The following is a 14,813-nucleotide window of genomic DNA, read 5'->3' as shown; positions in this document are numbered from 1 at the left end:
TCCCACCCTCGCGGAATTGATCTTGTGGCAACTACCGTCGTCGAGCTGAGCGGAGACGAAGCCAAACTGTTGGCGTCGCTTCAGCGTGTGATCGAAAAAGAACGCGACCACGAACGCCAACTTGCCCGCACCGCAGACGCAGGCAACGCCGCCGGTGACGAAATCGAAGCCGCGCTGAAACGCGTCAAGGATGCCGACGACAAAGCACTCAAAGGGATGCTGGCCGATCTGAAACGAGCGGGACCAGAAGGCAAGAAACTCGGAGATCAACTGCAAGCACATTTTCGATCGACGGGGCAAGCGGGGCAAAAGTCGATCGAGTCGATCATTGCAAACTTGCGCCGGATCGACCCTGCGGCCGCCGATGCTGCCGAGGCGATGCGAGCCGAATTTGAAACGTCGCAAGTCACGTTAAAATTCGATGATTCGATTCGATCGATCGAGCAGCTAGGCGGATCGGCATCGAAAGTAATTCGCGAGATGCGTGACGATCTTGCAGCGATCGAATTGGCCGCACCGAACATCGACATTTACGTCGAACGTCTCCGCGAACTCGATCCGGTCGCAGCCGAGGTGGCCACCCGCGTGCGCGCCGAACTTGGCAACGTGGAACCCGATGTCGCATTCGATCGGATTCACGCTGCGCTTGCCGAACTTGGTCCGGAATCAGCGGAATTGTCCAACCAGATAACGCGATCATTGGCCACCGCCGGAAACGACACGGCGGCATTGGATGTCTACGTCGAACGTCTCCGCGAACTCGATCCTGCTGCAGCCGAGGTGGCCGCCCGCGTGCGTGCCGAGCTTGGCGACGTCGAGCCCGAAGTCGCATTCGATCGGATTCACGCTGCGCTTGCCGAACTTGGTCCCGAATCGGCGGAACTATCAAACCAGATCACTCGGTCATTGGCCACCGCCGGCGGCGACACTGCGGCATTGGAATCCTATCTTGCCAATCTCGAGAAACTTGGCCCGGCGGCAAAGGGCGTGGCCGACGAAATTCGCACTCGGATTGCCGAAGCCGACAAGCAAACCGAATTCAACAACACGCTTGCCGAGCTGAAATCGCTAGGCGGCGAAGCGTCGGAAATCGCCAAGGGAATCGAAGCCGACTTGGTCGCAGCCGATGCTGCGGCTGCGGACGACATGAACGAAGTGCTCGAGCGATTGAAGCGAATCGACCCGACGGTCGAGGCGTCGGCCGACCGGATCAAGAGCGAATTAGCCGACGCGGCACGATTCAGCGAGGGCAAGTTTGCTGAAACGCTCGAAACATTGCGGTCGATGGGGCCGGTTGGTCGCGAGGTCGCGGCGGAGCTGAAAAGCCATTTGGTCAACGCTGGCGAATTGGCTGAGCGGTCGATCGACGATGTGATTGCGTCGCTTGGAAAGATCGATCCCGCAGCGGAAAAGGCGGCTCGTGCCATTAAGGATAAGGTACAGCCCGAAGCATCGACACTTGACAAGACGTTCGAAGGTACTGTCCAAAAGTTTCTCGCGATCGGTACCGCGTACAGCACTTTTCAAAATGTGCTCGCGTCGATCAATCAGTACCTAGTCGATCAACAAACATTGCTTGACAATTCGCTCGACAAGCAACGCGAACTTGCGAAAGCCCAGCAAGAGGCCGCCAAAAACCTTGCCGGATTGTCGATCGTCGAGCGCGACGAATTGCTGCAGCGATCCATTGGTGAAATCGCCAACAAAGCCGGCTTTTCGGGTCTTACCGAAATCACCACGGCACTCGGTGCCGCCGTCTCGCGTGGGGCAACGTCCGAGCAAGCGGTCGACGCGGTCACGCAATCGGCACGGCTCGAGCGAAACACGCCCGATCAGCTCGATGAAACGGCGGCTGGAGCGGTGGCATTGCAAAGGCAAACCGGATTGACCGACATCCGCCAATCGATCGCGTTGCTCGAAACCACCGGAACGCAAGCCGCAATCGTTGATCCCGGCGCATTGGTCGAATCGTTACCAAAAGCGATTGGTTCGTCTGTGTCGACCGTTCGCGAACAAGACGCCGAGGAAGCGTCGCGACAAGCGGCCGCGTTATTCGCAGTCATTACCCAATTCGGCAATGACGACCGGGGGACGAGCTCGGCGACGTTCCAAACCGATTTCTCAACACGGATGGATTCGTTCTTTACCGGTCTGGACGATGAACTCGTTGACGCACGAAGCAAAATTGAATTGCTCGATCGAAAGATCGCCAAGGGGTCCGCGACCGAGGCGAACATTCGCGACCGTGAGCGACTGGCCGAATTCGTTACCGTCGCAACCGAAGTCCAGCAGAAGGGCGAAGGCACCGCGGCGTTTGACACGTTTTTTGGCCGAATTCAAACACTGCAGCAAAACGAAGCATTACAGCGGCAGTTCGTTGGCGAAGGATTTGGTGAAAAGCAATTCCAAGTTGTTCTGAATGACATCTTTGACGCCGAAAGCGACGCCGCACGGCAGCTGCGAAGCAGCTACCAAACGATCCGAGCGGATGCGGACTTCTTCGAACGCGAAGCCTCGCAAATCGCGTCGGGAACACCGCAATTGTCCGTATCCAACTTCGTCAGCCGAAGCGAGGGGGGGCAGTCCGCTCAATTGAGTCAAGACATTGAGGGGGCGTCTCTCGCAGCATTGCGTGACCAAGTCGCCACCACCCTACAGGAAACACGTTCTCCGGGGTTTCTTGGATTTGTATCGTCCCAAGTCGACGAAGCGTGGATCCGCCGCGGTCGACTATCGGGGTCAACATTCGCCGAAGAATCAGTCGACGCGATCAACACATTGCTCGGACGTCGACGTGAATTTGCACAGGACGGAATCACGACAGAAGAACAACCCGTCATCAACCGGTTGGATAACCAGATCGACGCCATCATCGAGTTGATTACGAATAACGCCAACTCACTTGTTCCCGGTTCAATCACCTCGGCCGCCGACTACGCGACCGACCTCGGGGACCGTGTTCGCAGGGAAGGGAACGCCGAACTGGGACGCTACATGGAGAATCTTGCCAATGAGTTTCGTAACGTAGCAAAGAAAGTCGACGAACAAAACAAGATCGCACGTGAACAACTTGATGCGATGAAGGGAACCGAAGCGAACACGAAACCAAAACCGGGTAATTCGTCCAACGTCATTCGCCAATCAGCGATCAATGCGGATCAACGCGCGGCAATGGAAACCCAATAATCAAATGCTCAACATCGGTGGAATTCTATTTGATCATTACGAAGGCACGGTCGAGGTGCCCAAATGGTCGGGCGTGCCCTACGTGCAACCCGGTGTTCCCAACGTCGGCATCCAAATGCACCCGCCGTCGGGGATGCCCTTCGGACTTTTGGCCACGCGGTTTGATGCGGTTGACTATTTCGAGATCAATCAACGGCGCCAACGCGACAAGATCGGTTTGCACGCCTACATCATCGCCGACGGCATCAATTACGAATTCACGCCCTATCGGCTGCGTTTCTTTGTTCTCGATGTCCGTATCGTTTCCGCCGAAATCATTCCGATGGCCGCCGGATCGAGGAACGGTGTCAATTATGAACATTCGCCCGCATCGAAGATCGTCAGCGAATGGATTCTCGTTGCGGTGCCAATGTCCTAATGTCGATTACGATCAACCTAAACAACGCCGATCTTTTTCCTCGCCAATCGACGACGCACTCGTCGCGAGTTTGGACAAAACCGCGTTGGTCCGACGACTGGACACCGCGGCCCGATTTGCACGCTACGCAAACGGTTTGGTCGGCATTCCCGCAAATCTCTACCGCAACGCTGCACTACCAATACGGTTGGCGATGTTTGCCGGGTGACAACACCGCGCGACGGTTCGCACCAATCACCGCGCGTGGTTATTGGGTATTGATCGCCCACGAATCGGACGATTCCGTAACGCCGATGGTGTGGCTCGGGTACGCCGAATCGCCGCAAAACCAACCGCTATCCTACGGCTCGGCCGACCCGCGAAGCAGCGCGATTGCCAGCGGTACGCAGATCGTTCCCTGTTTTGGGATGGAACGGTTGTGGGACTTTGCCACGATCGAAGGCACAGTCGCCAGCGATCCAGATGACGAAGAAAAATGGAAGCGTTTCGGCGACATCGCCGCCACGTTCAACCAAGACGGCCGCGGCAACCGGTCCGCGACTCGAAAACCGATCGAAGACACTCGCACTTGGCAAGCATACGGATTCACGCGTCCCGACGAAGAACGACACACGTGGTCGACCGCCGACATCGTCCAACACTTGATCGGATTCCACGCGCCGACATCGTCGCGGATCATGCCCAATCCCGATTCGGCCCCATTGTCGGAAATTCCGTGGCGAATCAGCGGTTTAGAATACCTGCCCAATTGGGACTCGCCCACCGTTACATGCGACGGCCGGACCGTCGGCGATGTGCTTCGTCAACTCGTCACCCCCGGTCGCATGGCTTCGCTCGCGATCGGCGCGACCGCAACGATCCCCGACGTCGGCACCTCCGGATTGCCGGTCGTCAACGGCGTTCATCTCGTCTCGCAAACTCGATTGATTACCCCGACCACGATCCCCGGCATCGGAGCGTTGCCGCATGATTCCGGCGGTGTCAACGTTTACGCGTTGGCCGATCCATTGACCCACATCGACCACCAAATCGATTCGTCCGACGTGGTCGACGAAGTCGTCGTCGCCGGTCCGCGTGAAATCTCGGTGTGCACGCTGAAACACGGATCGAAACAATGGTCGGACACATGGACGCTTGAAAACAAAAACGATTACGATTACGGGGCGTTTCTCGATCCTGATTGGAGCGAATGGACCAACGCCGAACGGTCCGAAGCTAACAAACGAGTCCGAGATCAAGTCCACTTGCAATCGGTCTATCGCGATCTTGTCCTCGATCCGGAATCCGATGGCACGTGCCTTGATGGCAAATCAATCTATCCCGATCGTGAAACCGGCGGCAACGACGACACACCTCACGTGGCCTACCCGGGAACGCACCGTATCCTTACCGAGTTGCCATTATTTGCTGGCGTCGACTACTCCGGCGACCTCAATGCGGTTGACGAATCGGTCGGCTGGCAACTGCGGCCGATCCTCGTGTCGATGGCAATGCCGTCGGAGAATGTATCTGACAAACGCGATCCGCTCGAGCTGATCGGCGACGTCGACGCGCATTTGCCCACGGGCCCCTTCGCCTCGATGCGTCCGTTCACGCTCGAAGTCAATGCGATCAACGAAAATGGTCCCGGTTTGCGATTAAACGTCGGCGGTGCCCCAAGGTTCGTCATAGCCGCGTCCAACGGCAACGAGGCCGATGGCAAAGGGTTGAGCGGATACGATTACAAAACGATCGAGACGACCGTTGCGATGCTCGGCGATCGCCGTCCCTACTACTCGATCGCATCCGGTAATCTTGGGGCGATCGATGTGCCACGGCGTCGGCTTTATGTTTTTGAACACGCGCCGTTGCAGATGATCTACATTCCGCCGGGAACAGTGGTCGAGATCGACGAGTTTGGCGATCGCAAAACTTCCAACGGTGGCATTTTGCGAAACCCATTGCCGAGGCTACAAGCACTTGCGTCATTGCTTGCCGCCCACGCCCATTCGCCTCGACATCGCGTCACGATCGAATCCGAACGACGAATCGGATTGTTGCCGATCGGTGCCAATGTGCGATACGTCGATGTCGCCGGCGTTGATGTTGCTGCCCCGGTGATCGAGATCCGTATCGACTCTCCGATCGCGACGCGGACATCTGACGCCCGGTCCACACAAACCATCACGGCCGCGTCGCATCGTTTCGACGTGATGCGGTTGATCGAAGCGGGGGCGAACCGATGAGTGAATTGCAACAATTGCGTGACGAGGTGACGCAGCTGCGGGCGGCCGTCGCCCAGCTGCAAGCGAACATGGTGACGCGATCGCAACCGTCGATCCGGTTTGCCGAGGGATTGTTGACCGAGTCGGTCACGATCGCACCATCGGCGGCGGATCACGCATTTTCTGCGACGACCATCACGATCCAAGTTTTCCGCACCACCGACCGCGACGGCGTCGAGCTGGTCGAGACATTTGGAACGATCGAAGCCACCGCGGTACCGCCGGGGGAATACACCGTCGGTTGTTACGCGATCGCAGTGCAATTCGGCAACGATGGCGTGTGGCGAACGATCACGCTTGGATGCAACCCAACGATCGAGGATTACGAGCCCAATGTCATTCCAGAATAGCCCCGGTGGCGGTGGCGATTGCGGTTGTGACGAGACGTGTGAATTGTGGGCGACCACCGCTGCCAACGACGTGCGATTATTGCCGCCAACCGATTGGCGACTCGATTGCAGCTTTCACACGTACGACGGTGAATCGACTCGCGAATTGGTGGTCAAAAGAAGCGATGATTCGATTTGGTTGAAAATCACACTCGACTATTTTCCCTCGGGATTAAAAGTCGTTTACAACGAATGGGAGCTGCCATACGAACATCGCTGGATCATCACAGTCGAGTGTGACGGCGAAACACGAGAACGTTTGATTCCGGTCAAATCTGGTTTTGCGATGAAAGTGAAAGTCGCGTTTGATGGCAACACGTTGTTGGTGAATGCGGCGCCGATGTTGAAGGTTTACGACGTGCTTGCCGAGCCGAGTGGCGACATCGTCCGGCGATGGTGGGAGCAAGAAAACTGGCTCGAGTTCACGCCCACCACGCCGAGCGGCAAATTGTCGGCATCGTTCACGTTGCCCGATGGCGATTTGGCAAACTACCCAAGCATTGCCGGTTCGATCATCGCCAACAATCAAACCAACCTTGCCGAGTCACGGTTTCTCGATTGCCCACCGCTCGCGGCTTGCGTTCGGCGGTCCAATCGACGCCAATTGCGAATGTCGGTTTTGTCCGTCACCACTCCCGGCGGTTCGTTCACCGGTTTCGTCGATCCACGGCCCAACGATCCTTTTCTCGACCCGCCAAATTATCATGCAACTCGCGACCGAACGTTGATCTATAACGGGTGTAATTACAGCGAAGCGATCTACGGCGAAATCTACATCAACGCCCGAATGGCTCGTGAGATCTTGCTCGTTCAAGACGCGGTGCATGGTATTGAAAACACTCCGTCACCGATAACGCAATCGGTGGCGTTCCGGACGCCGCAAGTTCATGCGTCGGTGTGGATTGCCGGGATCGACGAATCAACCAACGAGTTTATTGTCAGCGCTAACTTGTATACGGTTGTTGATCTACGCAATTCTGCGGTCGAAACATCAACTCAGTTTGCTAATTTGTGGGCGGGCAGCGGTCAAACGAACGATCAGTACGGCCCGCAAACCGCGATCGATGCGGGTGACTTTTCGTATGTCACCACAGCTTCGTCGGGAACAAAATGGGGGCCTTGCAAAAAGCGTCCCTCCGGTCCCGTGATGTGGTTGGTCAGCGGTCATCCAGCGCTCGCAGAGATTGGCAACCGAGTCACGTCGCCCATTTTGACCCAGTGGCAAAAGCGGATCCCAATTTTTGACGACACTCCGCCGACAATCACCTTCGGCCCGGACGACTTGGTTGGCGAAGACTTGGAAACCACCTTTTATCGATTGACATCAATCGAATTATCATGGGCCGGCGGCGTGCACACCGTCCGCCATCACGCCGCCCCCTTCACCAAAAACGATTTCGAATTGGTCGTTGGAGCGCCCTGAGCCAGCAATCATTTTGATGATTCTCTGACGAACAAGGTTGATGCTAGCATGCCTGGGTTTCAAGCCGTGGGAATTCCCCCTCGTCAGAGTCATGCCGTAGGTGAGAATAAGCTTGACGCTGGCCCGGCGGTGGGGGAGAATAACGCGACGGACAGCCCGCTCCGAAGAGGGGGTGCTGCGTGAGAACAAGTCGAACAAGCGGTGAGAACACCCCAAAACGACTTATTCTCACCCTGTCCTCCCGTAGAAACATAAGTTCGTCGGACTAGGCTCACTCCCAATCCCTACTCATGAATCAAAAGATAGACGATGGACCAGCGTGTCCGTGATATTCTCGCTCTCGGGCGATCTGACCGTACGACTGACCATGCCCAAACCGCCGTCCAACATGCGGTCGGTGCTGCCGATGAATTTGGCGACTCGTGCGTGGATTCGTGCCATATTCTGCTTGGACTTTATCTCGTCGACGGCTTTAGTGTAGCCGCCAACGTGCTTTCGCATCTTGAATTGCCCGAATTCGAATTGCGAAGACGCTTAGCTGGTCGGAACCGCGTCCATTGCAGCTCACCACTCGGGATCGATGACGACGTTCCTGTCGTATTCACTGAAGCACTCGCAGGTGCCGACCGAATGCATCACAGGCACATCGGAACGGAGCACCTATTGCTTGGTGTGGTGGCGAGCAAAACGAAATCGGTCAATCTGCTCGCTGGATTTGGGATCGCCCCCGACGCTGTGACTCACGAAGTGCTCGGGCTGATGGGGTGGTTACGCTGAATCCGCTGCAGGTACCGACGAACCATGCGATGGTGACGGAGCGGCGGCATCGTTTTTGCAAACTGGTTCAATCACCCTTCGCCGCCCGCACATCGCCGCCGTTCGTCGACACCTCAAACGCGAGATTTGACATGCCCCATCGAATCGCAGCTCTCGTTGTGCTCACTGTATTTTGCTCTTACGTGACGGCGGACGATTGCCTGCCTGAGTCGGCAGGTAACGAATCCCGCCAGCTGCCAGCCAATGTTTCGGCCAACGAAGACCCTGCAGTTGTCTACCACGGAAAACGCGAAATTCGTATCGAAAGTGGGGGGGCAAAACCAACTGTGGCGTTAAGCGATCGACGCGGTGGCGCTGAAAAGTTCAATTACTACGGTAAACGTGAAATTCGCGTCGAAGCTATCGGCGCGAGAGCAACTGGTGCGAGAAGGACGAACAAAGTCACTGCTAAGGAGCGCCCCTTCGTCTACTATGGTACTCGCGACATTAGTACTCCTGGTGAGTAATTTTCAAGTCTGCGCTGCGACGAACCATGGGATTCAACGGAGCGGCGGAGGCGAGTTTCTTGGTGAGATCAATGTCGATTTCCGCCGCCCGCTGATCCCAAACGTTATCCCATTGAAGACAGAACATCTTGAAGATCAAAGCTACCCTCTCGCAAGAAACCTCTGCCGGGAAGCCGACCTTGGTCTGCCCCCAGTGTGGCAACACTGGTACGTTCGACGAACTTGGCAAAGATCTTAAAATCAACAACGAGTATTCTTGCGGTCAACGTCGGTGCCCAAGCTCATCCTGCCGCGGTCACGTTTTTGTCGTATTCGACAAACGCAATGCTGTCGCCACCTATCCACCGGTTCGCCTAACATTTGATTCCGAAAACGTTCCCGCTTCCGTAAAGGAGTCGTTAGAGGAGGCGATAGACTGTCACTCCGCCCACGCTTTCATTGCTGCCGCGATAATGTTGCGACGTACACTTGAGAAGATTTGTGATGATCGTGGAGCAACTGGCAATAATCTGAAGGCTCGAATCAAAGATCTTGAATCCAAAATTGTTCTGCCCCGCGAGCTTATTGATGCAATGGACGAACTTCGGTTGCTCGGGAATGATGCCGCACACATCGAAGCACGGACATTCGCAGAAATTTCCGAACAGGAACTTGCAGTCGCGTTTGAGTTCACGAAGGAGATTATCAAAGGGTTGTATCAATACTCATCACTACTGGAACGCCTTCGGTCCCTCAAAGCATCCGACGCGAAGGGATAACCAAGCCGTGAACGTGCGGACTGGCAAGGTCTGATTGACGAGCGGGTGCGAATCCCGCCTGGGTAAGTGCTAGCCACACGCCCAGTATTGAGTGTTGCAGGCTGCGTATAAGAAGCTTGACTTCGAAATCGTAGCTTGAAGCGTACACAGAGAGGTAGTGAGGATGAATGGATCGCAGGTGGCCCTGCGACCGTGAACGGGATTAGCTCCGAAATTTGGTAACTGTTGGATTCTGCCCAAGGTTTGTTCACGCCCCAAGGCAACACCGTTTGTAACGTCAATGGCGAGTTGCAAACGGAGACCCGGAGTCGGCGCCCCATTCGCGCTATACAACACGTCAGCCAGGCAACCAGTGAGGCCCTGAAGTTCTTGATTCGATTATGACTTCCAATCACAACGAACCGAGTATGCCCGAGAAGTGGAATAAGCGACGAAGGCAAATGACTCTCAGGGATTCGGATGGCCGCATAGTACCGCAGTCGCCCAAAGTCCAATTGGGTAGCGAGAAGCCGGGTAATACCGGTGTAGGGAAGGCGGTCAGGATTTTTCGCGACCAAGACGCCCCACCGCCCACACTCAGTGGTGAGACTTCGGTGCTGGACCGCTTGGATCGCATCACCCACAGAGCGGAGACGCACCCAGAAGAGGTGTTTAATAACCTCTTCTCGCTGCTCAACTATGAGCTGCTATGGTACGCCTTTCGCCGATTGAAACGAGGCAAAACGCCAGGAGTCGATGGCGTCACGGTGGAAGACTACGAAGAGAATCTCGAAGGGAATCTTCGGGAACTGCTCAGTCGACTGCACCGGGGCAGCTATCGTCCGATGCCAAGCTTGCGTAAGAACATCCCCAAAGGGAATGGGAAGACGCGAGCGCTTGGTATCTCTTGCGTGGAGGATAAACTTGTCCAAAGCGCGATCGTGATGATCTTGGAGCAAATCTACGAAGTCGACTTCTATGACTTTTCGTATGGTTATCGCCCTGGGAAATCGTGTCACGGGACACTAGCGAATCTTGGCGGGATCATTGCGACGCGGAAAGTGAACTGGGTCAGCGACGCCGACATCAAAGGCTTCTTTGATAACGTGTCTCACGAACGTCTTGTCGAGCTTTTGCGGAAACGCATCAGCGACCGCAAGATGCTTCGGCTGATCTGCCGTTTCCTGAAAGCGGGTGTGATGGTCAATGGCAAATTGCAGGCAACCGAAGACGGAGTTCCACAAGGAGCAAGTCTCTCACCGTTGTTGGCTAACGTGTATTTGCATTACGTGTTAGACGAGTGGTTTGAACAAGAGGTGCGGCCGAGACTTCGCGGTGAAGCGTACTTGATACGCTTTGCCGACGATTTTATCTGCTGCTTCGAGTTGGAATCGGACGCGCGGAGATACCAAGCGGTTTTGCCCAAGCGACTTGACCGGTTCTCGTTATCAATCGCCGAGGAGAAAACAAAGTTGATTCGTTTTGGACGTTTCGCGCGTCGCGATAGCCAGCGGCGAGGTGAAGGGGCCCCAGCGACCTTCGACTTCCTCGGATTCACTCACTACTGCGGTCGCTCACGAGCGGGCAAGTTCAAACTGAAGAGGAAAACGTCCGGGAAGAAATTACGCGTGAAGTTGAAAGAGATGCGACTCTGGTTTCATCATCAGCTCTCCACTGCGGTCGGCGAAATGTGGCAAGTCCTGAACGCGAAACTTCGCGGACACTATCAGTATTACGGGATCAATGACAATTGGCCGATGCTGATGGCGTACCGCAGCAAGGTTCGTCGGATGGCAAAGCGTCACCTAAGTCGCCGCAGTCAAAACAGCTATGTGAACTGGGATGATTTCAATCGCTTCACGGAGCTTCATCCTTTGGCGAATCCGAAGCGTTTAACGGACCTGATCGCGATGAACCGGCAGGGGGTGTGTGGCGGTGAGAAGTGAAATCTGGGAGCCGGATGCGGTAGCCCCGCACGTCCGGATCTGAGAGGGGCCGAGGGTCAATGAGGCAGGGTTAAAATCTTGTGACACCACCAGGGAAACCGGTGGCCAACAGGGAACACAAAGCTTAACCTAAACCGAAGAGACCTCGGTCTACTCGCCCGGAGAACGGCTTGCAAGGTTTTGCAAATGGAGAGTCAACTGTCCGTTCCCGGTTACGGCAACCGTTATCCGACTGGGCACACTCGCTATCATGGAGAATCCTTACAACCCCCCTAAGTCGCTAACCCTGGAAGATGGTGGCGTCCAACTGCACGCGATAAGAATCTTGCTCGGCCTTGGCGTCGCATCCTTCGCCTGCATCATGGCCGGTCCGGTCTATTCGCTCCTGAGCGTTTACGCGGGCATCGGTAACACGCCCTATTGGGATCGATTGCTATCCGGTCGATCCTTCCCTTTGACAACTCTGCAAATAACCACCACCAGACTATTCATTGCTGGGGGACTCGTCATTCCATCGCTACTTTCGTTCGCGATTTTCATGATTCGCCCTACAATTCGCCAGATCATTGCTCGCAGAAAGCAGAACGGCGGATAACCAATGGATTGCACGGGAGTCGGGCGTCACGCGTTTTGGCAGATCAAACTAATCACGGCCCGACCCCGTGAATCCTAGCGTTCCCCGTAAGACGTCCTAATTGGGTGAGTACGGTGAATCGAGGAGCATAAAAGGTGTCGAGCATAAAAGGTGTCAGGACTCTTTTTTCGTAGCGTGACGGAGATGTAAGGCGTTTTTTTTTGGAAACCGACGACGCTCGTTGATTGACTTTGCTTGAATCATCAAGGGCTGGCGGGGGATGCCGTTAAGAGGGTAAAAAGGTGTCAGGACTCTTTTTCCGGGGTAAAAAGGTGTCAGGGGGTAAAAAGGTGTCAGGACTCTTTTTCCGTAGCGTGACGGAGATGTTAGGCGATTTTTTGGGAATCCGACGACGCTCGATTGATTGACTTTGCTTGAATCATCAAGGGCTGGCGGGGGATGCCGCTAAGCATCACGCGGCATCCCCATCACAAGCGATTTCTCGCTCGCCGCCAGCCCTAGGTTGTCCGTGACACCCGCGATCAAGCAAGTGGACATATCTTGTCCTCGGGATAAAAAATCAGGGCCGTCTCGGCAAATCCTGATCTGGTGCTGATCCGCGTCGCTCTGCGTGCATCGATTTTGCGATACCGAGTGTCGCCGTAAACGAATTGTTCGCCAATTCGGAGGCTTCCAAATTCGTCTTTCTTTTCTTCGTCGATAGAGTTTCTGATATTTTCGATCAAGTTGTCCTTTGGTAATTCAACTTGCGGAGTAATCGGGGCGACCTCCGAGTCGTCGCTGTCCTCCATTAGGCTCCAATGGTTCTTTGATGCATGATGCGCTAGCCATGATATTAAACATCGTTCGAAGGCATGGGTGCCGAAGAAGATGGCAAACACGCTGTACGATCCGCTGTGTTGTGTAATGTTGGTGTGGCCATTTGATGCTGCGACAATGGTGGCGACAATCTCTTCAAGTCGTGACCTGATGTCTGGATCACAATCGTGCCCTACCAGCGGTCGAAGCACTAAGCGATGAATGTCTAAGGTATGGAATGGACGCTTTCGCGCGAGACTCACTTGCTGGCTCAAGTCACAACTTAGACTTTCCGTGTCCTCGGATCTGACATTGCGGACCAACCGTTTCGCCAATTCCCGATCGTCCGCGGTTGGATGGATCGGGAAGCCGTAATGTCCGATCGGCCGCCCCGAATTTGAGTCGTTTTGCAACACGTTTCTTCGCCCCAGAACCATTTGCGTTTGACTGCGTTCCATCGAATCTCACCTCCACGGTGACAACCGGATGCGTCCGTGGATGACGCAGCCCCAAAGCCTAGGTTGGGGAAAAACACCGAGGTTGTAATCAGAACCGAATTCTCGAGATATGTTCCGAGTTCCGAAGAGTAAATTGCTACAATCGGTACTGTCGGCACGCTATCAGGCGATTTTTACAGATTTAACCGTGCATCCAATTGCGAATGTTGTTCGATTCGTCGGTACAAAACAATCGGGTCCAAACAATGTCGAATCTTCAGCGAGAAGGGGAATGTAGAGAAGGTGCAATCGCCCATGTCATTTGCGATCACCTTTTGGCTTTAATTACCCTATCCTCGGGATAAAAGTGAATCACGCGTCGTGCGTCTGTTTGACGATCGACCAACATTGCCCGTCGATCGTCCAGTTTGCGAAACCTTCGGGAATCGTGTTCAAACTCTTCGCCGGCGTTAATCTCGTAAAACTCAACTTCCATTTCGTGATCGCAATTGTTTGTGCTTGAACATCATTGACATTTGCCCGGCTGGCAAATGGAGTGCCGATAATTGAGGTCACGGCCGCAGAACATCTTCAATCAGGCTCCATTTATTGCGAACCGCCTTGTGTGCCAGCCAAGTAATCATGCTTTGACATAGCATGTCGCTGCCGATCAAAACGGCGTAAACGGCCCATGAGTCATGTCGCTTGACCATTTTTGCCCGGCTATCACTGAGCTGCAAAATTGCCGCCACCGTGTCCACTAGGCCTAACTGAAGATCGACCGCGTCCTCACAACCGACCAAAGGCCGAAGTAATAGTCGAACTACGTTTCCATCGACGATTTTGCCCTCGGGTATCTCAAATTTTTTCAATCTCAAAGATTCGCGTAGCGGTTCCTCAACCACATTTGCTGCATCTTGAATCAAGATTTGAGATTCCCTGATTGTGGCTCGGCTAATTCGCTTCGATGCATCGTCGTAGTGCGGCTGCATTCTAGCTTTCCAGTTATCAGCATTGAGGGAGGGATCATCAGCGGTGGGGCTCTCAATCATACTTGGCACGGCGATGCATGCCGAGTCAACTTCACGGTCCGCAGCGGTTCCGTGCAAAACGATGAAACGGTGTTGACGATTACACCGAAAAGACACACGCAATCTTGGGAACCATTGCGGTCGACATCCCTGACCGTTTTCGACGAAGCATTGTCATCGAGGTGAGGTGAAGTCGTAGAAAGCGTTTGCAGAAGCGAAGCACCGCATTCCCCACCGCCGGCCGAGCATCATGCAAGTCTGCGTGTTGCCTCTGTAATTTGCGAAACAATTGACAGTCCTAATCAA

General features: G+C 54.8%; 11 protein-coding genes. 9 read left to right on the top strand and 2 right to left on the bottom strand.

Going from position 1 to position 14,813, the window contains the following annotated elements; genetic code table 11:
- The first annotated feature begins 24 nt into the window (after nucleotides 1-24).
- From ABEA92_RS25585 to ltrA, 9 genes are all read left to right on the top strand, one after another.
- Nucleotides 25-3,186, top strand: a complete 3,162-nt coding sequence (locus ABEA92_RS25585; protein WP_345687635.1) for a coiled-coil domain-containing protein — start codon at nucleotides 25-27, stop codon at nucleotides 3,184-3,186.
- Between the two features lie 4 nt (nucleotides 3,187-3,190).
- On the top strand, nucleotides 3,191-3,604 hold the full coding sequence (locus ABEA92_RS25580) for a hypothetical protein (RefSeq protein WP_345687633.1): 414 nt from the start codon (nucleotides 3,191-3,193) through the stop codon (nucleotides 3,602-3,604).
- Nucleotides 3,574-5,829, top strand: coding sequence for a hypothetical protein (locus ABEA92_RS25575; RefSeq protein ID WP_345687631.1), 2,256 nt, complete (start codon nucleotides 3,574-3,576; stop codon nucleotides 5,827-5,829). The genes ABEA92_RS25580 and ABEA92_RS25575 overlap by 31 nt, the downstream gene beginning before the upstream one ends.
- Nucleotides 5,826-6,218, top strand: coding sequence for a hypothetical protein (locus ABEA92_RS25570; RefSeq protein ID WP_345687629.1), 393 nt, complete (start codon nucleotides 5,826-5,828; stop codon nucleotides 6,216-6,218). Before ABEA92_RS25575 ends, ABEA92_RS25570 begins: the two co-directional genes overlap by 4 nt.
- Nucleotides 6,202-7,680: a hypothetical protein gene (locus ABEA92_RS25565; protein ID WP_345687627.1), complete on the top strand. Its 1,479-nt coding sequence runs from the start codon at nucleotides 6,202-6,204 to the stop codon at nucleotides 7,678-7,680. Before ABEA92_RS25570 ends, ABEA92_RS25565 begins: the two co-directional genes overlap by 17 nt.
- 309 nt (nucleotides 7,681-7,989) lie before the next feature.
- A complete protein-coding gene (locus ABEA92_RS25560; protein ID WP_345687625.1) occupies nucleotides 7,990-8,457 on the top strand; it encodes a Clp protease N-terminal domain-containing protein in 468 nt (155 codons plus the stop codon).
- Between the two features lie 131 nt (nucleotides 8,458-8,588).
- Nucleotides 8,589-8,963 carry a hypothetical protein gene (locus tag ABEA92_RS25555; protein ID WP_345687623.1) on the top strand — a complete coding sequence of 125 codons (375 nt, stop codon included), beginning with the start codon at nucleotides 8,589-8,591 and terminating at the stop codon, nucleotides 8,961-8,963.
- A 128-nt stretch (nucleotides 8,964-9,091) separates the two neighbouring features.
- Nucleotides 9,092-9,721 carry a DUF4145 domain-containing protein gene (locus tag ABEA92_RS25550; RefSeq protein ID WP_345687621.1) on the top strand — a complete coding sequence of 210 codons (630 nt, stop codon included), beginning with the start codon at nucleotides 9,092-9,094 and terminating at the stop codon, nucleotides 9,719-9,721.
- Nucleotides 9,722-10,161: 440 nt separating this feature from the next.
- Entirely contained in the window at nucleotides 10,162-11,646 is a 1,485-nt protein-coding gene (ltrA, locus tag ABEA92_RS25545; protein WP_345687619.1) for a group II intron reverse transcriptase/maturase, read from the top strand.
- Nucleotides 11,647-12,762: 1,116 nt separating this feature from the next.
- Here the strand turns inward: ltrA and ABEA92_RS25540 are convergent.
- Together ABEA92_RS25540 and ABEA92_RS25535 are read right to left on the bottom strand one after the other, a co-directional pair.
- On the bottom strand, nucleotides 12,763-13,497 hold the full coding sequence (locus ABEA92_RS25540; protein WP_345687617.1) for a hypothetical protein: 735 nt from the start codon (nucleotides 13,495-13,497) through the stop codon (nucleotides 12,763-12,765).
- 551 nt (nucleotides 13,498-14,048) lie between these two features.
- Nucleotides 14,049-14,537, bottom strand: a complete 489-nt coding sequence (locus ABEA92_RS25535; protein WP_345687615.1) for a hypothetical protein — start codon at nucleotides 14,535-14,537, stop codon at nucleotides 14,049-14,051.
- Nucleotides 14,538-14,813: the final 276 nt, after the last annotated feature.

This window comes from Novipirellula caenicola, assembly GCF_039545035.1.
Taxonomy (GTDB): domain Bacteria; phylum Planctomycetota; class Planctomycetia; order Pirellulales; family Pirellulaceae; genus Novipirellula; species Novipirellula caenicola.
Note: the sequence above shows the minus strand (reverse complement) of the source record. Positions and strands in the feature narration are given on the sequence as shown.